We start from the raw sequence: 19,667 nt of genomic DNA, 5'->3' as shown, positions 1-19,667 counted from the left end.
ACTCCCTTGGGGCCCTGCTTGACCACGGCCAGGGACACCCCGGCCTCCAGCAGCGCCTCGGACGCCGCGAACGGTTCGCGGGTGCCGACGGCGGTCTGGCATTCATCGAGGTTGCCCACGGCGACGGTCACATGGGGCAGCGCTCGACGCACCTGCTCGCGCGCCTCCTCACGGGAGGACCAGAACATGGGGCGGTAGTCCAGGTCGAGGACCGTGATGCCGCGCTTGCCGCGCGCTTCGAGCGCGGCCAGCGTGGCCGAACGGCTCGGTTCCTGGCACAGGCCCGTGACGGTCACCCAGAAGACCTTCGCGGCCCGGATCGCGTCCAGGTCCAGTTCATCGGGCCGGATGTCCAGGTCCGGCGCCTTGGGCTCGCGGTAGAAGTAGATCGGGAAGTCGTCGGGCGGGAAGATCTCGCAGAAGGTCACGGGGGTCGGCAGGTCCGCCGCGGTGGTCACGTACCGGTCGTCGACGCCGTAGCCTTGCAGCGCTTGATGGATGTAGAGGCCGAAGGGGTCGGCGCCGGTCTTGGTGATGATCGCGGACCGGTGCCCGTAGCGGGCCGCCGCGACGGCGACATTGGTCGGGCTGCCGCCCAGGAACTTGCTGAACGACTCGACATCCTCGAGACCGACACCGATCTGCTGCGGATAGATGTCGACGCCGACTCGGCCCATCGTGACGACGTCGTATTCGTCGCCGTGGGCCGCTTGCGGCTGCGTCGCGGTCACTGGCGCACCTCCTTGTGAATCGCCGAATTCTCGCGCTCGACTGTCGCGCTCTACTAACGCGCTTCAGTGTTGTGGACTATAGTAGTGGCCGGAGGTGGGCGTCAAGGCTCGAACCAACTTGAAATACGCTTGCGACCGAACGATGGAGGAGCAGGGATGACGAACGGCGTTCCCTCGCAACGCGAGGTGGGGTCCTCCTCCCCGGCGCCTCGAAACCGTCCGACGATGGACGACGTGGCCTCGCAGGCCGGCGTGTCGCGCACCCTCGTCTCTCTCGTCCTCCGGGGTAAACCGGGCGCCGGGGCCGAAACCAGTAAGCGCATCCTCCGCATCGCCGACGAGCTGGGTTATCGGCCCGACAGCGCGGCCCAGCTGCTGGCCAGGGGCCGCAGCCGGGCTCTGGGCGTGATGATGAACGTCGACCAGCCGTTCCACGTCGACCTCATCAAGGCCATCTACCCCGAGGCCGAACGGCTCGGCTACGACGTCCTGCTCTCGGCGACCACGCCCGGCCGCGATGAGCGCAAGGCCGTCGGCGCCCTCCTCGACCACCGCTGCGAGGCGCTGATCCTGCTCGGCAGCAGCGCGGACGCGGCGCAGCTCGAACGGTATTCGGCGGGCGTGCCCACGGTGCTGGTCGGCCGCCGGCTCGCCGGGGCCATGCTCGACAGCGTCCACACCGCCGAGGGCAAGGGCGTGCGGCAGGCCGTGGACTACCTGGTCGAACTCGGGCACCGCCGCATCGTGCACATCGACGGCGACCGGGAGTCGGGCTCGGTCGACCGGCGCCGCGCCTATCGGACCGCCATGCGCCGCCACAAGCTCGACGAATTCATCCGCGTCATCCCCGGCCACCACACCGAGGACGCGGGGATCGACGCCGGGCAGCTGCTGCTCGGCGAGGACGACCTGCCCACCGCCGTGCTCGCCGGAAACGACCGCTGCGCCTTCGGGCTCATCCACTCGCTCAGCCGCGGAGGCGTCGACGTGCCCGGCCAGGTCTCGGTGGTCGGCTACGACGACAGCCACCTCTCGCACCTGTCGCAGCTCGATCTGACGACCGTCCGCCAGGACGCCGATCGGATCGGCACGTACGCGGTGCGCAGCGCCGTCGAGCGCCTCGAACAGGGCGGCCTGGACTCCCGCGAGGTCGTCCTGGACTCCAAACTCGTCGTCCGCGGCACCACCGGGCCGCCACGGGCCGAGCACTGAGCGGGCTCGTCTCGAAGGGGAGCACGGCTTTGCCCGACCGTTGTCCGAGGCGCCGATACCGACTGCGCTAGAAACTTGCGGTCGCCTTGCGCGCCTTCACTCCTCGGAATCCGCGGTTCGGGACGCGGTTCGATGCTTTAGGAGAACCGTCGTGGGGCCGTGGCTACCCAGTGGAATGTGGACTTTGGCTCCGTCGATCGCGTCGGTGCCGGACAGGTGGGTGTAGTCCTCGCCGGGGTGGTAGGCGGGCGTGCCGGCCGGCCCCGGGGCCGCGCCGTTCACCGTCGCCTCGATTATGTCCTCGCCGCATCGGTATGCGAAGGCGTTCCCTTCGGGCTCTTGGCATCCCGTCACGGACGCCTCGCGGACTCCGGTGAGGTCGCCCCCCGCCTTAAAGGTGAGCTCGAGTGTCTGGCGAACCCGGGCCGGGTCCGCCTCGCAGGTGAGCTCGACCGCCCCGTCGGCGATGCGCACCCGCAGTCGCGTCGTCATTTCCACCTCTGTGGACGGACGACGGGCGAAGTCCATCGCCGCCGAGAAGCGACCCTCGTCGGCCAGCTCGTAGTCGCCGTCGGAGCGGAGACTGGAGTCGGGGAGCGGCCCGTAGTAGGACGCACTGACCGTCTCCCGCAGCAACAGCGTCCCGTCATCGTCCGCTCTGAGCCCGTCGGACCGGAAGGGGCCCAGGCCGAAGAAGTCCCGCGACAGCCGCACCGCATCGAGGACCGCCGCGCCGCCCGCCATGCGCAGGAACGTCGGATTCGAGGCCAGCCCCGAGCGGATGCGGCCCTGCTCGGCGTAGTCCGAGCCGCCGTACACGCTGGCGTAGAAGACCCCGTCGCGCACCACGGCCAGCGACGATGACGGGAAGAGCGCCCGGATCGGACCGCTCGGCACGGACTGCGGCACCGGTCCGGCCAGGGCCGGATCCAGCAGGATCTCCGTCAACGCGCGCGCCGGGTCGGCCAGCGGCGACTCCAGAATCTCGGCCACCGCACCGGCGAAATCGCCCCGGTCGCGCGCGATCGCGAAGCGCCGGAACTGCATCAGGAACCCGGTCAGGTCGATCGTGCCCCGCTGGTCCTGCCGTCTGGAGTGGACCGTTTCGACCGTGCCGTCCGGCAGCGTCGTCCCCATGATCGCTTCCAGGTTGCGGCACACCGCGTCCAGCAGCTTCGGCCGGTCCAGCTCCAGGCCGATCGCCGTCAATGACGGGTTCGAGACGTACAGTGCGTAGATGGCGCTGCGCTCCGAGTACATGCCGTCGGCCGCGATGTCCACGCCCTCGGCCAGCCACTGGTCGACCCGCGCCACCAGCCGCTCGTCCGGCCAGTGCCGGTGCAGTCGCGCCAGCGCCGCGCACAGCTCCCAGCGGTGGTTCGGCGTGTGGACCCCGCCGTGCAGCAGCGGCTGCGCCGCCGCCACCGCGATCCGCTCCAAGGCCGCGGCGACCTTGCCCAGCAACGGATCGGCGGTCCCGTTCAGCAGCGCATACGCGTCGCACAGGTCGTTGATCGTGAATGCCGTGTCCGGCGGTGAGGCCAGATTCTCGCCGTCGAACAGACCCTCCGGGCCCTGCATCGACTCCAGGTACTCGGCCAGCCCCAGTGCCGCCGCGGCCGCCCGCTCCGATCCGTGCAGGGCCGAGCCCGGATTCACGCAGCAGGCGACGAGCGCCCCCACGTCCCACATGACCTTTCGGTGGTGGACGGGACCGGCCGTGACACTCGCAGCCCCGTCCAACACCTGCTTCGCGTGCGCGTCCGCCGCCTCGGTCACGAGGGCGACGAACCGCGAGTCCGTCTCAGTCCTTGAGTCCCGCATTCAGATCCTCGTTCATGACGTACTTCTGGAACACCAGATAGATCAGCACCAGCGGCAGGATCGACAGGACCGACGCCGCCAGCAGCAGCGGCCAGTCGATGTTCTCCGCGCCCACGATGCTGCGCAAGGCGATCTGCAACGTGAACTTGCGCTGCTCGCCGACGACGATGAGCGGCCAGATGTAATCGTTCCAACGCCACTGGAACGAGAAGATCGCCAGCGTCATGATGATCGGGCGCGACATCGGCAGCATGATCCGGAAGAAGATCCCCACCTCCCGCGCGCCGTCGATCCGCGCCGCCTCGATGAGGTCGTCCGGAATGGACACGAAGAACTGCCGGAACATGAACACCCCGGTCGCCGTCAGGATCGACGGGACCACCAGACCGGCCATCGTGTTGTACATGCCCAGGTCGCGAATCACCACGAACGTCGGCGACAGGATCACCTCGGTCGGGAGCATCGTGGTCGCCAGGAGGCACACGAAGAAGACCTTCACCCACCGGTACTGCTGGTACTTCGCCAGCGCATAGCCGGTCATGGCGCTCGCAAAGACCGTCAGGACGGTGGTCGTCACCGCCACGGCGAGCGTGTTGGAGAAGTACAGGGCGAAGTCGAACCGATCCCAGGCCTGCTCGAACCCGGCCGTGGTCGGGTCCTCGGGCAGGATCGTGAGCGGGTAGGTGAACAGCTCGCTGCCGGGCTTGAACGCGCTGAGCAGGAACCAGATCAGCGGGAACGCGTAGAGGGCGGCCAGGGCCCACATGAACGTGGACATGGGGATGGCGCTGGCGGCCTCGCGAGTCCTGCGGGACTTGCGAGTCGCCGGTGGACGGGTCTTCGTCAGGGCGCTCATACGGTTCGCCTCCGGTTGACCCACAGTTGCAGCAGCGCAATGGAAAGCAGGATGACCAGCAGGACCATGGAGACCGCGCTGGCGTATCCGACCTGCGCCTTGCCGAAGCCGGTCTCGTAGATGTACTGGATCAGGAACGTGTTGGAGGTGCCGGGACCGCCGCCGTTGAGCGACTGCACCATCGCGAACTCCTTCATGGCGCCCAATGAGGACAGCAGCACGACCATGAACGAGGTCGGCGCGATGCACGGCAGGGTGATGTGGCGGAACCGCTGCCACCCGTTCGCCCCGTCGAGCTCGGCGGCCTCGTAATAGGCGCGCGGGACGTTCTTCAGCGCCGCGATGAACAGCAGCATGTTGAACGCCGTCCCGCCCCAGGTCCCGGCCATGACGACGACCATCAGCGCCAGATCCGCGTCGGTCTGCCATGCCAGCGGATCGGCCCCGAGCGTGGTGATGACGTAGTTGACGAATCCGAAGCTCTCACCGAACATCCAGCGCCAGATGACACCGGCGACGATGGGGGAGATGAGCCACGGGAAGAAGAAGATGATCTTCGCGGCGGCCTTGCCCTTGGTGTAGTTGCTGACCAGGAGCGCGGCGATCGTCAGGGACATGACGTACATGAGCGGGACGCTGAGCGCGGCGAACACGAGCGTGCGTGTCAGGGCCTCGTAGAACGTCGGATCGCCGAAGAGGTTCTGGTAGTTCTCCAGGCCGACGAACTCGTAGGTACCGACTCCCGAGTAGTCGGTGAAGGAGTAGAGCAGGCCCAGGCTTCCGGGCCACACGAAGAAGATGAGGAACAGGACGATGCTGATGCCGCCGAGCATGAGCGGCGCGGTGCGGTACTGCACCCGCCGCCGTCCCGAGCGCTTACTCGGCGCGGCGGCGGGCGCGGGGCGCCGCTCCTCTTGGGTCGCGGTGACGGTCAAGATCTACTCGCAGCTGAGAGATTCGTTGAGCGTGTCGAGGATGTTCTGGATCGTCGTGGGGACGTCCTGTTCCCCGTTGGCGAGCTTGATCGCCTCGTCGGTGACCGCGTCGCCCTCGGACGTCTGGGTCTGGCCTGAATAGACCATCTCCAGCTGCGAGCTCTCCTGGTAGCTGGAGATCGGGTCGGAATTCGCGATCTCGTCGTTGTACACGTCGAAGCTCGCCTGCGAGTCCCCGTAGTCGATGTCGAGTCCCTCGATCACGGGCAGGAAGCCGGACGTCTCGGACAGCTCGATGTAGTTCTCGCTCTTGAAGAGCCAGGTGATGAAGTCGTACGCCGCCTCGGCCTTCGCGCCATTGAAGGCCACCATGCGGCCGCCGCCGGCGTTGGTGGCGCGGCGCTCCTGGGCGGGCATGTAGACCGAGGCCCACTCGAAGTCGGTGATGTTCTGGTTGAAGTCGGCGACCTGCCAGGAACCCGAGTAGTAGGCCGCGACCTGGCCGCTCTTGAACAGGGCGTTCGGGTCGTCGCCCGAGACCCACACCGAGCGCGGCATGATCTTGTCGTCGTTGATGTCCGCGAAGAACTCCAGGGCGGTGGCGGCCTGGTCGTCGGTGGTGAAGGTGCAGTCGTCGCCCTTGACGAAGCCGTCGCTGCCGAACTGGTACATGAAGGACCGCAGGCGGTGGGAGGAGGCGTCCATGACCATGCCGTAGCGGGCGCCGGTTCCGGTCTGGACCTCTTCGAGGGCGGTGATGAACTCGTCCCAGGTCCAGATCTCGTCGGCGCTGGCCGGGTAGGCGACGCCGGCCTCGTCGAAGAGGCTCTTGTTGATGAACAGTCCGACGGCGGTGAGGTCGGTCGGCAGCGTGGGGATCGCGCCTTCCCCGTTCTCCACCAGGAGGTGTTCCATAATGCCGGCTTCCTCGGCGATCGGCTTCAGGTCCTGGAGCTGGTTCAGCCAGATCGGGTCGATCGTGGTGAGGCGGGCCAGGTCGGGGAGGCCGTCGGCCTGGGCGGCGTTGCGCAGCCGGGTGTCGAAGTCGTCGTAGGGGACGTCGTCGATCTGGACCTTGACGCCGGTCTCCTCTTCGTACTTCTCGGCCATGTGCTGGAATCCGCCGCCCTGGTTGGCGTCGCCGGAGAGCCAGAACCGGAGGGTGCCGTCGTCGGTGTCTTCGCCGCCGCCGATGAATCCGCAGGCGCTGACGGGCAATGCCGCGCCGACCGCGATCACGAGTCGTCTCTTCATTGAGCTCTCACTTCGATTGGGGGATGGAGGGTGTGGCGCTTCCCGCCGATGGACGTCTCTTCCCATGTGAACGAGTACTTGCGCGCGCTAGTCGCCATGTCTATCAACCCCAAGTCCCATTTGTCAAGCGCTTACCCCGATCTTTAGCAAACCGTCATAAAAAGTCCTCGTCGCCGGGGTCCGGTTCATATGGAAGGCATGCAGCGGAAACATCAAATCTATCGAGGTGAGTGTTGGCCCGGGTTTGATTCTGATGCCATGTTTGAGGGTAAATAGACCGATGCATTCATCGATTTGATCAAAGTGTGAGTCAGATTCATCGGACTTTTGTGGCTTCGGCTCTTGTGTTCGCCCGGGCCTGCGGATAGCTTGGTTCGTTGACTCGTATGTACGCAATGATCCAAAGTGGAGAAATATAGTGACATCGACCGACCCGCAGCACCGCGACCGCGAACCCGCCATCGAGTGGGCTCCCCCCGGACTGCACCTGCGGTTCGACCACGGTGACGACCACCCCGTCCGGCTCGTCCACTGGGCGACCGGCCCCGACGCCCCGTCGATTGCCGCATCCACGGCGATCGTCGACGTGAGCACCGCCGGAGAGCAACGCGCCCGCCACAACCAGAGCCTCCTGCTCTGGGGGGCCGGGCTGCGGCTGCGATACACCGGTCACGAAGTGGTCGGCGACGAGCTGCGGATTCGCCAGCACGAACCGGAGAGCGGCCTCGAAGTGACCAGCGTCTTCCGGGCGGCCGGGCCGGGGGTCCAGATCCGGCACACCGTTCGCAACGGTTCCGAGAACGAGCTCATGCTCCTCAATGTGAGCTCCGGCCTCGTGTCCGTCCCGGAGGGGGCGCACGACTTGCTCTGGGGCGAAAGCGAATGGCTCGCCGAAGGGCGCTGGCAGCAGCGTCCGATCGCGGAGCTGCTGCCGAATGTCAACCCGGAGTTCCACGGCCGGCGCAATCGAGGGAACTTCGCGGTGACCAGCCACGGGTCCTTCTCGAGCGGCGAGTACCTGCCGACCGGGGTCCTCGCGATCAATGACGGGCCTTCGATCGCGTGGCAGGTCGAGACCAGCGCGGGCTGGCACTGGGAGGCGTCGCAGAACGAAGGCATGGTCACCATCGGCGTGTACGGCCCGACCGACCTCTACCACCAGTTCGCTCGGCGCCTGGCTCCCGGCGACGAGTTCACGACGGTGCCCGCCGGGTTCTGCGTCGCGGACGGCGGGCGGGACGCGGCCTTCGCGGCGCTCACCGACTACCGGCGCGCGATCCGCGAAATGCGCCCGGTGGATGCGCGGCTTCCGTTGGTCTACAACGACTTCATGAACACGCTCATGGCCGGTCCGTCGACGGAGAAGGAACTGCCGCTCATCGAGGCGGCGGCGGAAGCGGGCGCGGAGTACTTCTGCATCGACGCCGGGTGGTACGGCACTGGCAACTGGTGGACGGATTCGGGTGACTGGCACGAGGTCCCCGGGCTGTTCACCGGCGGCCTCATCTCGCTCATCGAGGCGATCCGCGCCAAGGGGATGCGACCCGGGATCTGGCTCGAACCCGAGGCGGTCGGCGAGCAGGCGGCGGCGGGGCGGCAGCTGCCCGAGGAGGCCTTCTTCCGGCGGTTCGGCCAGCGCGTCAGCGAGACCGGGCATTTCCAGCTCGACTTCCGGCACCCGGCGGCGCGCGCCCATCTGGACGAGGCCGTGGACCGGCTCGTGGCAGAGTTCGGGATCGAGTTCTTCAAGCTCGACTACAACGTGAACTCGGGCGTCGGCACCGACGTGGACACCGACGGGCCCGGGGCCGGGCTCCTGGGGCACACCCGGGCCTTCCGCGACTGGCTCAGCGACGCCCAAGCGCGGCACCCGGAGGTGCTGTTCGAGAGCTGTTCCTCGGGCGGGATGCGCATGGATTACAACCTGCTGTCCGTGGCGCACCTCCAGTCCACCAGCGACCAGCAGGACTTCCGGCGGTACGCGGCGATCGCCGCCGCCGCGCCCGCGAGCGTCACCCCCGAGCAGGCCGGGAACTGGGCCTATCCGGCCGAGTCGATGAGCATCGAGGAGACGGCGTTCGCGATGACGGCGGGCGTCATGGGCCGGCTCTACCTCTCCGGGTTCCTGGGCGGGCTCAGCGCCGAACGTTCGGCGCTGGTGCGCGAAGCCGTTGCGCTCCACAAGGACTGGCGCCACCGCATCGCCGAGGCGCACCCGGTGTGGCCGCTGGGCCTTCCGGGCTGGGACGACGACGTGATCGCGCTGCAACTGGACGCGGGTTCGGAGTCGCTGCTGGCGCTGTGGTCGCGCGGCGAGGCCGCGGAGATCACGCTGCCGGGGCTGCGCGGACGAACCTGGGAGCAGGTCTATCCGGTCGCCTTGCCGGAGTGGAAGATTCGCACGGCCGAAGGCGCGCCGGTGGTCGAGGTGCCCGCCGGACCCGTCGCCCGGATCTTCGCGGTGCGGTGATGAAGGAGACGCGGGGCCTCCCGGATGCCGTGCAGTGCCCGGCACCGGAAGGCCCCGTAGTCCCAGCTGCGGGCCGAGACCGATGAGAGTCGACGGCGGCATCTGCTCGTCATGGGGGTGGACCGCAGAGCGGGTCGTGTAGTAAGTTCAGGTTTCCTTGACGGAGGCGATCAGGAACGCAGTGTGACTCTGCGGCGGTCCCGCCACTGTATTCGGGGAGTCGACCACCCTGGGGCCTTGCAAAGGCCCTGGCCGGACAGAGTGCAGCCACTGGACCTTCGGGTGCGGGAAGGCTGGGTGGGCGGCGCTGATCCGGGAGCCAGAACACTGGAGCCACCGTCACGACTGAGGGGACGCGGATCCCCGTGGAGGTCGAAATGACTGCCCTTACCACTGTGGCGCCCGAAACCGCCCCCAACTGGGGCCGGATCGCGCTCACTCTCTTTGCCTTGGGCGCCTTGGTGTTCCTGGTCGCGTTCGAACAAGGCGCGCTGACCGGCGGGGCTCCCGTGCTGCACGAGGCGTTCCACGACGCCCGCCACCTGCTCGGGTTCCCCTGCCACTGATGCTCACCGACAGCGTTCGCCGCGGACTCGCGGCGGGGCTGCTGGCCGGTCTGCTGGCCGGCGTGTTCGCACTGCTTTGGGGAGAGGTCCCCCTCGGGGAGGCCATCGCCCTCGAGGAGCAGGCGCACGCCGCTGCCCACGACCCGGCCGAGGCCGCCCACGACCACGGCGAGGAATTCGCCGTCTCCCGCACCGCCCAGCAGGCGCTCCTGCCGGTCGGTTCCGCCCTGCTCGGCGCCGCCTATGGCGGCCTGTTCGGGCTCGCCTTCAGGCTGCTCGCGCGTGATTCGGGCGATCGCTGGAGGGCCGCACTGCTCTTCGGGCTCGCGACCTGGGCGGCCGTCGCGCTGTTCCCGGCGCTGAAGTACCCGGCGAATCCGCCCGGCGTCGGCGATCCCGAGACCGTGAACGCCCGCACCACCTGGTTCCTCGTCGCCATAGCCGCTTCGGTCGCGGTGGCGATCGGGCTGCGGTTCGTCTCGAAGTGGCTGCGCCGCAAGGACTGGGACGATGTGCCGCGGCAGCTGCTGATCGGCGCGATTGCGGCCTGCGTCTATGGCGGCATGTTCCTCGCCCTGCCCGCGAACGGCGACCCGGTGGAAGTGCCCGCGGATCTGTTGTGGGACTTCCGCCTGGCCTCGATCGGGACGCAGGCGATCCTGTGGCTCGGACTCGCCGTCGGCTTCGGCTGGCTGTGGCACCGGGCCGCCCGGAGGGAGACCGCGTGAGTTTCTCCAAGCTCACCCTGATCCGCCACGCCCTCACCGCCGCCACCCGCCGTCATGCCTTCCCGCGCGACGAACCGCTGGACGAGGCGGGGGAGGCCCAAGCCGCCGCGCTCCGCGGCAAGCTCGAAGCCGACCACGCCGTGACCGCCCCGGCGCGGCGGTGCCGACGCACCGCCGAACTGGCCGGATTCGCGGCCGCCCCCGACCCGCGATGGTCCGAACTGGACTTCGGTGACTGGTCGGGAGCGACCCTGAAGGAGATCGGGGAACGCGACCCCGACGGGCTGACGACCTGGCTGGCCGACCCCGAATCAGCTCCGCCGGGCGGCGAATCATTGGGGGACTTGAACAAGCGGGTCCGCGAGGCGATGGCCGAACTCGACGTGCCGGGCGGCGACACGGTGGTCTTCACCAGCGGCGGCCCGATCAAGGCCGCGCTGGTGGCCGCGCTCGACGCGCCCGAGACCGCGTTCTGGCGGCTGGACGTGGCACCGTGCTCGGTGACCGTGCTGTACGGCCGGGACGGGACCTGGACGGTGCGTCGCGTGAACGCCGATCCGGAAGGAAGCCTGCGATGAGCCGGAAGGCGGCCGGGAAGCACGGAGGCCGCGCGGCCGCACTGAGCTCAGGTCGCGCGGTCGCGCTAGGCATCCTCGCCGGATACGCCGCCGACCTCGCGCTCGGCGACCCCCGGCGCGGGCATCCCGTGGCGGGATTCGGAACCCTCGCCGCCGCCATGGAACGGCACACCCACCGCGACTCGCGCGCGGTCGGGACGCTCCACACCGGCGCGCTCGTCACCGCGACCGCCGCGCTGGCCGGTGCCGCCGACCGCCGCCTGGCCGGATCGACCTGGGCCCGCACCGCTTTCACCGCGGCGCTCGTCTGGACCGTCATCGGCGGACGCAGCCTGCGCCGCGAGGCCGCCGGGATCGCCGACGCGCTCGAACGCGGCGACCTGGAAGACGCAAGGCGCAGGCTGCCGTCCCTGTGCGGACGCGACCCGTCGAACCTGAGCGAGGCCGAACTCGTGCGCGCCGCGCTCGAATCGGTCGCCGAGAACACCTCGGATGCGGTTGTGGCGCCGCTGTTCTGGGGCGCGATCGGCGGACCGGCCGGACTCGCCGGATACCGGGCCGCCAATACGCTCGACGCCATGATCGGCCACAAGTCGCCGCGATACCGCCGATTCGGTTGGGCCGCGGCCAGACTCGACGACGCCGCCAACTGGGCCCCGGCCCGCCTCGCCGCACTCCTGACCACGGCGCTGGCACCGCTGGTCGGCGGTTCGCCTCGGCGGTCGGCGCGGGTGTGGCTTCGCGACGGCGGGCATCACCCGAGTCCGAATGCCGGACAGGTGGAGGCCGCCTTCGCGGGCGCGCTCGATGTGACCCTCGGCGGCGGCGAGAATCGGTATGCCGGGCATACCGACTCCCGACCGGCGTTGGGCGACGGCCCCGCCCCGGTGGTCGCGGATCTGCGGCGCGCGAACCGCCTGGCGGCCGCCGTGAGTGCGGCCAGCGCGATCGGCGCCGCGGCGGTGGCGGTCGGGGTTGGGGCGGCTCGTCGAGAGCGGAGGTTCGCGGCGATTGCTATCAAATCGGGCGCGCTGAGCACCCCCGGCTCAAGGCTGGCACCGGGGTCCGACAGGACGCGCAGGGGACGGCGGTTCGCGGCGTATGCGGTTAAATCGGACTCGCTGAGCACCCCCGATTCAAGACCGGCACGAGGGTCCGACAGGAGGTGTGCTCGATGAGCGGCGCGATTCTCTTGGCGGGGACCGCCTCCGATGTCGGCAAGAGCGTCATCACCGCGGGTCTGTGCCGCCACCTTATGCGCTCGGGTGTTTCCGTGGCGCCCTTCAAGGCTCAGAACATGGCTCTCAATGCCGCCGTGGCCGCCGACGGCGGGGAGATCGGGCGCGCCCAGGCCGCCCAGGCCGCCGCCTGCGGGATTCCGGCCGAGACCGCCATGAACCCCATCCTCATCAAACCCACCGGCGAGCGCCGCAGCCAGGTCGTGGTCATGGGCCGACCCGCTTTCGACGCCGGGGCCCGCGACTACCACTCCCGCCGCCACACCCTCATGCCCGCCGTGCTCGACGCCCTGAACGACCTCAAGAGACGGTTCGACGCCGTCGTCTGCGAGGGCGCGGGGAGCGCCGCCGAGATCAATCTGCGCCCCCACGACCTCGCCAATATGGGCCTCGCCCGCGCCGCGAACATGCCGGTGGTCCTCATCGCCGACATCGACCGGGGCGGCGCGCTCGCCTCGCTCTACGGCACCCTCGCGCTGCTCGAACCGGCCGACCAGGCCCTGATCTCCGGGTTCGTCATCAACCGCTTCCGCGGCGACCGGGCCGTCCTCGAACCCGGCCTCGAACAGCTCACGGAACTCACCGGCCGCCCCTGCCTCGGCGTTCTCCCGCATCTGGACGGACTCGACTTCGACGCCGAGGACTCCCTCTCCCTGGATCGACCCCTGCCCTTCACCGAACCAATCGGGACGGACTCCATCGAGGTCGCGGTGGTCCGACTGCCCCGCATCTCGAACTTCACCGACGTCGACGCGCTCGCCGCAGAACCCGGCGTCAATGTCCGGTACACGGCCGGTCCCGACGACGTGCGCCGCGCCGACCTGGTCGTCCTGCCCGGCACCAAGACCACCGTCGGCGACCTGCGCTGGCTGCACCGAACGGGCCTGGCCGAGGTGATCATTGCCCGCGCGAGCGCCGGCCGACCGATCCTGGGCGTGTGCGGCGGCTACCAGATGCTTGGACACCGGATCATCGACGACGTGGAGTCGGGGGAGGGAACCGTGCACGGGCTCGGCCTGCTGCCGGTGACCACGGTGTTCGCGGCGGACAAGACTCTCGCGAACCACACCGGGACCGCGCCCGGGCTCGGCGGCGCGATTGCCGGGGGCTACTCGATCCGCCACGGCCGCCCGGAGGTCGACGGCGGTCGCGCCTGGCTGCGCGACGACGCGGGCCGGGACGAGGGCTGCGTCAGCGGCATCGGCGACTCGGTGTGGGGGACCAGCTGGCACGGCGTCCTCGAACACGACGAGGCACGTCGGGCCTTCCTCGCGCGGGTCGCGGACGCGGCCGGGCTCGACTGGAAACCCGGCTCCGAATCCTTTGCGGCCGTTCGGGAACGCCGTCTCGACCGCCTCGGCGACCTGGTCGCCGACCATCTCGACGTCAAGGCGCTGCAGGACCTGCTCGCCGACGGCGCACCTCCCGGCCTGCCGGTCGCACCGCCCGGCGGCGCCCCGGCGCCGCGCACCTTGCCGCAATCGAACCCAGGGGGACCCCGATGAGCACCATCCTGCTCTTGACCACCGCCGACACCGAGATCCTGGCGGCGGCCGGCGCGGTCGACCGCCTGCCGGAGGGCGCGCCGGCCGTGCGGGCCCTCAATCCCGCCCGTGCGCCGCAGGACGATCCCGAGTTCTGGCTGGACGAGGCGCTGGCCGACGTGGAGGCCGTGGTGGTGCGGCTGCTGGGCGGCCGGGCCGCGTTCCCCGACCTGTTCGATGCGCTGCGGCGCCTGTGCCTCGAGGCCGACATTCCGCTGCTGGCGCTCTCCGGCGAGGGCGCGCCCGACGCCGAGCTCACGGCGCTGTCCACCGCGCCCACCGCCGTTGTCGCCCAGGCCTTCGAGTACCTGCGGCTGGGCGGCGTCGACAATACCGAGCGGCTGCTGCGGTTCCTCTCGGACACGCTGCTGCTCACCGGCCTGGGCTTCGAACCGCCCGCCGAACTGCCCGAGCACGGCGTCTACCACCCCCGCCGCGACGACCCGCTGGCCGCGATCGACCCGGACCGGCCGCTCATCGGCGTCGTCTTCTACCGCTCCCACCTCGTCAGCGGCAATACCGAGTTCGTCGACGCCCTCATCGGCGCGATCGAAGCCCAAGGGGCCCAGGCGATCGGGCTGCACTGCTATTCCCTGCGGCCGGACGCGGAGGGCCGCGTCGGCCTGCTGACGATGCTCGAGGACGCCGGGATCGAACCCGACGCGCTCGTCGTGACCGTGCTGGCCATGGGCGGGGCCTCGGCCGCCCAGGGCACCGCTGTTCACGGCACCGCCGAGACCTGGAAGGCCGCCGCGCTCGAACGCCTCGGCGTCCCCGTCATCCAGGCCCTCGCCTCGACCGGCGACCGCGACGCCTGGGCCGCCAGCACCAATGGCCTCTCGCCGATGGACACGGCGATGCAGATCGCGCTGCCCGAGTTCGACGGGCGCATCATCTCCGTCCCCTTCTCCTTCAAGGAGGTCACCGCGGACGACGACCGCATCGGCGGCCCCCTCGTCCGCTACCGGCCCGATGCCGAACGCACCGAACGCGTCGCCGGGATCGCCCTCGGTCACGCCCGCCTGGGCCGGGTCCCCCGCTCCGCCAAGCGCATCGGCCTCGTCCTCTCGAACTACCCGACCAAGCACAGCCGCATCGGCAACGGCGTCGGCCTCGACACCCCGGCCTCCTGCACGGCGCTGCTGCGGCGCATGCGGGAGACCGGCTACGACCTCGGCGACGTGGACGAAAAGCTCCTCCAGGACGGCGACGCGCTCATGCACGCCCTCATCGACCGCGGCGGCTTCGACGCCGAACTGCTCACCGACGCCCAGCTCGCCGCCGCCGACGCGAAACTCCCGGTCGAGGACTATCAGACCTGGTTCAAGCGCCTGCCCGAGGCGCTGCGCGAATCCGTTGCACAGCAATGGGGTCCGCCGCCCGGCGAGGTGCTGCTCACCCCCGACGGCGGCCACCTGGTCACCGCCACCCTCCGGCTCGGCAACGTCGTCCTGGCGATCCAGCCGCCGCGCGGCTTCGGCGACGACCCCGTCGCGATCTACCACGACCCCGACCTGCCGCCCACCCACCAATACCTGGCGGCGTACTGGTGGCTCACCCGCATCTTCGGCGCCGACGCCATCGTCCACGTCGGCAAGCACGGCACCCTCGAATGGCTGCCGGGCAAGGGCGTCGGCCTCTCCGCCGAATGCGCCACCGACGCCGCGCTCACCGATGTGCCGCTGTTCTATCCCTTCGTCGTCAACGACCCCGGCGAAGGCACCCAGGCGAAGCGCCGCGCCCACGCCGTCATCGTCGACCACCTGGTCCCGCCCATGATGCGGGCCGAGACCTACGACGACCTGACCCGGCTCGAACAGCTCCTCGACGAATACGCCGAACTCGAACTGCTCGACCCCGCCAAGCTTCCCGCGATTCGCGAAAAGGTCTGGCAGCTCATGGTCGACTCCGAGATCGCCCGCGACCTCGACGTGGCCGAGATGCCCGAGGACGCCGACGACTTCGGCGACCTCATCGTCCACGTCGACGGGCACCTGTGCGAGATCAAGGACCTCCAGGTCCGCGACGGCCTCCACATCCTCGGCGCCCCACCGGAAGGCGAGCAGCTGCGCGGTCTGGTCAAGGCCATTCTGCGGCTGCCCCAAGGGGATATGCCGGCGCTGCGGGCCACCGTCGCGGCGGACGCGGGACTGGACGAGGCCGCCCTGGAACGCGTGGAGCTCGACCGGATCGACGCGCTCACCACCGCCCTGGTCGAAGCGGTCGCGGGCACCGGCTGGGACTCCGGCGCCGTGCCCGCCGCCGTCGCCGCAGTCCTCGGACGCGAGTCCGCATCGATCATCGAGGTGCTCCGCTTCGCCTGCACCGAGGTCGTGCCGCGAGTGCGGGCGTCGGCCGCCGAGATCGACCGCCTCCTGTCGGGACTCGACGGCGAATACCTGCCGGCGGGTCCCTCCGGCTCGCCCACGCGCGGGCGCCTCGACGTCCTTCCCACCGGCAAGAACTTCTACTCCGTCGACCCGAAGGGACTGCCCAGCCAGCTGTCCTGGCCGGTCGGGGTCAAACTCGCCGACGCCCTGCTGGAGACCCACCGGGAGCGGCAGGGGAGCCTGCCCGAGACCGTCGGCATCGTCGTCTGGGGCACCGCGAACATGCGCACCCACGGCGACGACATCGCCGAGATCCTCGCCCTCCTCGGCGTCCGCCCCGTCTGGCACGAGGAGACCCGCCGCGTCACCGGCCTCGAAGTGATAGAGCTCGAAGCGCTCGGCCGCCCCCGCATCGACGTGACCGTCCGCATCTCCGGATTCTTCCGCGACGCCTTCCCGCACCTCGTCGCCCTCGTGGACCGCGCGGTCGAGACCGTTGCGGCCCTGGATGAACCGCTCGACCAGAACTTCGTGCGCGCCCACGCGCTGGACGATGAGGAGCGGCTGCGCGGCGAGGGCGTACCCCAGGCCCAGGCCCGGCGCCGCTCCACCGCGCGGATCTTCGGTGCCAAGCCCGGCGCCTACGGGGCGGGCCTGCTGCCGCTCATCGACGCCCGCAACTGGCGCGACACCGCCGACCTGGCCGAGGTCTTCACCGTCTGGTCCGGGCACGCCTACGGCCGCGGTCTGGACGGCGTCGAGGCCCGAGGCGACCTGCACGCCAACCTCAAACGTGTGCAGGTCGCGGTCAAGAACACCGACACCCGCGAGCACGACATCCTCGACTCCGACGACTACTTCCAGGAGCACGGCGGGATGATCGCCGCGATCCGCCACCTCACCGGCGCCGCCCCCGAGGCCTTCATCGGCGACTCCTCCGACCCCTCGCGCCCGGCCGCGCGCACCCTGGGTCAGGAGGTCGACCGGGTCTTCCGCGCCCGTGTCGTCAACCCGCGCTGGATCGCCAGCATGCGGCGCCACGGCTACAAGGGCGCCTTCGAGATGGCCGCCACCGTCGACTACATGTTCGGCTACGATGCCACCGCCGGAGTCGTCAAGGACTGGCAGTACGCCAAGGTCGCCCAGTCCTATGTGCTCGACGACGAGAACCGCGAGTTCATGGAGGACTCCAACCCCTGGGCCCTGCACGGCATCACCGAACGGCTGCTCGAAGCCGTCCAAAGGGGCCTGTGGGAGGAACCCGACCCCGAACTGCTGGAACAGATCCAGCAGGCCCACCTCGACGCCGAAGGCGCCGTTGAAGACCGCGGAGAGGACGCCCGGTGAACTACCCGTTCAGCGCCATCGTCGGTCAGGACCGTCTGACGACCGCCCTGCTGCTCGGCGCGGTCGACCCCCGCATCGGCGGCGTCCTCGTGCGCGGCTCCAAGGGCTCGGCCAAATCCACGGCCGTGCGCGGCCTCGCCGCCCTCCTGCCGGACCTCCTGAGCCGCGCCGGCTGCGAGTACAACTGCCCGGTCGACCAACCCGCCGACCTCTGCCCCGCCGGCGAGGAAGCCGAGGTCAAGACGATGCGGACGCCGCTCGTGGAGCTGCCCGTAGGCGCCTCGGAGGACCGCCTCATCGGCTCGATCGACCTCGAACGGGCCCTGAAGGACGGCGTGCGCAGCTTCCAGCCGGGCCTCCTTGCGCGGGCCCACCGGGGGCTGCTCTATGTGGACGAGGTCAACCTGCTGGACGACCACCTCGTCGACGTGCTGCTCGACGCCGCAGCCATGGGCGTCAATCACGTTGAGCGCGAAGGCGTCTCGGTCACCCACCCGTCCGAGTTCCAACTGGTCGGCACCATGAACCCCGAGGAGGGCGAGCTGCGGCCGCAGCTGCTCGACCGGTTCGGGCTGACCGTCGAGGTCGCCGCCCCCTCGGACGCGTCCGAACGCGCCGAGGTGGTGCGTCGCCGCCTCAGCTACGACTCGCACTCCGAAACCTTCGCCGAACGCTTTGCGGCCGAAGAGAAGCAATTGGCCGAGCGGTTGATCAAGGCGACGGATCTGCGCGCCCGGGTCGTGCTCTCGGACGGATGGCTGGTGCGGATCGCCGAAGTGTGCGCCGGATTCGGCGTCGACGGCATGCGCGCCGACATCGTCACCGCCCGCACCGCGAAGGCACTGGCCGCCTGGAACGGGCGGACCGAGGTGACCCGCGAGGACGTCCGCGAGGCCTGCCTGCTGGCGCTGCCGCACCGGCGGCGGCGCGGGCCCTTCGACGATCCGGGGATCGACGAGGACGAGCTGGACCGCCTGCTGGGCGACGACGATCCCGAACCGCCGCAAGCGGACGACCCCGACGAGGGCCCGGATCAGGACGGACCCGACGGCGATGGCCCCGATGGCGACGGGCCCGACCCGACCGGCCCACCGCCGAACGGTGACGGCCGCGAGGCCGATGGACGGCGGCAGGACCGCCAGGCCGGGCCGCCGCCCGAGACCCGATCCGACCAGCCCGAATCCCCAGGCCAACCGCAGGAGGGCCGCACCACCGATCACGCCCCGGCCCCGCAGAACCGGGTCGAAGCGGCGACGGCAGCGGCCGCGCCGAGCCTGATCACCGCGCCCGGGCGCCGACTCGGCGCGTCGGGCAGGCGCAGCCGCGGCAAGAGCAGGCGAGGCGCGGCGGCCAGGTCCAGGGCACTGCGGGCGGGGGAGTCGCCGAGAGCCGCCGACCTGGCGCTATCCCCGACGCTCATTGCGGCCGCCGCGCGAAACGGCATGGCGTCCAAAGGCATCCACCGAACCGACATCCGGCACTACGACCGCGCCGGCAAACAGGGCCACCTCATCGTCCTCTGCGTCGACGCCTCGGGGTCGATGGGCGCGCGCCGCCGTATGGGCGCCGTCAAGGGCGCCATCCGCTCACTCCTGTTCGACGCCTACCAGCGCCGCGACCTCGTCTCCCTGGTCACCTTTCGCGGCAAGGACGCCGAGACCGTCCTGCCTCCCACCGCCGGAGTCGAACTCGCCGACCGCCGCCTCGCCGTCCTCCCCACGGGCGGGCGCACCCCGCTCGCCGCCGGGCTGCTCCGCGCCGCCGACGTCATCGAACGCCACGCCCGCCGCGACCCCGACCGCCGGCCCCTCCTCGTCACCGTCACCGACGGACGCGCCAATGCGGGGACCGGTGCCGTCGGCGAGGCCCACCGGGCCGCGAATCTCTTGGCCGCCAAGGACATCCCCGCCCTGGTCATCGACACCGAGTCCGGCTTCGTGCGTACCGGCCTGGCCGGTGAACTCGCCCGCAACCTGGGCGCGCCCCACGTCGAACTCCAGGACTTCGCGTCGGGCTCGCTGGCCCGCACCATTCGACTCGCCACCGGCCGCTGA

General features: G+C 70.1%; 14 protein-coding genes and 1 riboswitch. Of the genes, 9 read left to right on the top strand and 5 right to left on the bottom strand.

Annotated elements, in window-relative coordinates; genetic code table 11:
• The coding region (locus FAB82_RS08295; RefSeq protein ID WP_136534078.1) for a PfkB family carbohydrate kinase at positions 1-677 on the bottom strand (677 nt) is incomplete at its 3' end.
• A 279-nt stretch (positions 678-956) separates the two neighbouring features.
• Between FAB82_RS08295 and FAB82_RS08290 the strand changes: the two genes are divergently transcribed.
• A complete protein-coding gene (locus FAB82_RS08290) occupies positions 957-1,943 on the top strand; it encodes a LacI family DNA-binding transcriptional regulator (protein WP_136534072.1) in 987 nt (328 codons plus the stop codon).
• Between the two features lie 96 nt (positions 1,944-2,039).
• Here FAB82_RS08290 and FAB82_RS08285 read toward each other — a convergent pair whose 3' ends face one another.
• From FAB82_RS08285 to FAB82_RS08270, 4 genes are all read right to left on the bottom strand, one after another.
• Complete coding sequence (locus FAB82_RS08285; RefSeq protein WP_136534071.1) at positions 2,040-3,767, bottom strand: hypothetical protein; 1,728 nt, start codon at positions 3,765-3,767, stop codon at positions 2,040-2,042.
• Entirely contained in the window at positions 3,748-4,623 is an 876-nt protein-coding gene (locus FAB82_RS08280; protein ID WP_136534070.1) for a carbohydrate ABC transporter permease, read from the bottom strand. The genes FAB82_RS08285 and FAB82_RS08280 overlap by 20 nt, the downstream gene beginning before the upstream one ends.
• Positions 4,620-5,456 carry a carbohydrate ABC transporter permease gene (locus tag FAB82_RS08275; RefSeq protein ID WP_136534077.1) on the bottom strand — a complete coding sequence of 279 codons (837 nt, stop codon included), beginning with the start codon at positions 5,454-5,456 and terminating at the stop codon, positions 4,620-4,622. The genes FAB82_RS08280 and FAB82_RS08275 overlap by 4 nt, the downstream gene beginning before the upstream one ends.
• A gap of 105 nt (positions 5,457-5,561) precedes the next feature.
• On the bottom strand, positions 5,562-6,812 hold the full coding sequence (locus FAB82_RS08270) for an ABC transporter substrate-binding protein (protein ID WP_168801493.1): 1,251 nt from the start codon (positions 6,810-6,812) through the stop codon (positions 5,562-5,564).
• Between the two features lie 418 nt (positions 6,813-7,230).
• On the opposite strand from FAB82_RS08270, the gene FAB82_RS08265 reads away from it, so the two are divergent.
• The 8 genes from FAB82_RS08265 (at position 7,231) to FAB82_RS08230 (ending at position 19,667) form a co-directional block, all read left to right on the top strand.
• The gene (locus FAB82_RS08265) at positions 7,231-9,282 is read left to right on the top strand and encodes an alpha-galactosidase (RefSeq protein ID WP_211116460.1); all 2,052 of its coding nucleotides are present in this window, start codon (positions 7,231-7,233) and stop codon (positions 9,280-9,282) included.
• Positions 9,283-9,419: 137 nt separating this feature from the next.
• Positions 9,420-9,632: riboswitch (cobalamin riboswitch) on the top strand.
• 27 nt (positions 9,633-9,659) lie between these two features.
• Positions 9,660-9,848 (top strand): CbtB domain-containing protein, encoded by a 189-nt coding sequence (locus tag FAB82_RS08260; protein ID WP_136534068.1) that lies wholly within the window; start codon positions 9,660-9,662, stop codon positions 9,846-9,848.
• Positions 9,848-10,576 (top strand): CbtA family protein, encoded by a 729-nt coding sequence (locus tag FAB82_RS08255; protein ID WP_136534067.1) that lies wholly within the window; start codon positions 9,848-9,850, stop codon positions 10,574-10,576. The genes FAB82_RS08260 and FAB82_RS08255 overlap by 1 nt, the downstream gene beginning before the upstream one ends.
• Positions 10,573-11,154, top strand: coding sequence for a histidine phosphatase family protein (locus tag FAB82_RS08250; RefSeq protein WP_168801492.1), 582 nt, complete (start codon positions 10,573-10,575; stop codon positions 11,152-11,154). Before FAB82_RS08255 ends, FAB82_RS08250 begins: the two co-directional genes overlap by 4 nt.
• Positions 11,151-12,332 (top strand): cobalamin biosynthesis protein, encoded by a 1,182-nt coding sequence (locus FAB82_RS08245; RefSeq protein ID WP_136534065.1) that lies wholly within the window; start codon positions 11,151-11,153, stop codon positions 12,330-12,332. The genes FAB82_RS08250 and FAB82_RS08245 overlap by 4 nt, the downstream gene beginning before the upstream one ends.
• Positions 12,329-13,897 (top strand): cobyric acid synthase, encoded by a 1,569-nt coding sequence (locus FAB82_RS08240; protein WP_136534064.1) that lies wholly within the window; start codon positions 12,329-12,331, stop codon positions 13,895-13,897. Before FAB82_RS08245 ends, FAB82_RS08240 begins: the two co-directional genes overlap by 4 nt.
• Positions 13,894-17,613 (top strand): cobaltochelatase subunit CobN, encoded by a 3,720-nt coding sequence (gene cobN / locus FAB82_RS08235; protein WP_136534063.1) that lies wholly within the window; start codon positions 13,894-13,896, stop codon positions 17,611-17,613. Before FAB82_RS08240 ends, cobN begins: the two co-directional genes overlap by 4 nt.
• Complete coding sequence (locus FAB82_RS08230; protein ID WP_136534062.1) at positions 17,610-19,667, top strand: magnesium chelatase subunit D family protein; 2,058 nt, start codon at positions 17,610-17,612, stop codon at positions 19,665-19,667. The genes cobN and FAB82_RS08230 overlap by 4 nt, the downstream gene beginning before the upstream one ends.

The organism is Glycomyces buryatensis (assembly GCF_004912275.1).
GTDB classification, from domain to species: domain Bacteria; phylum Actinomycetota; class Actinomycetes; order Mycobacteriales; family Micromonosporaceae; genus Glycomyces; species Glycomyces buryatensis.
The sequence above is the reverse complement of the archived record's forward strand: the minus strand, read 5'-3'. Positions and strand labels throughout refer to the sequence as shown.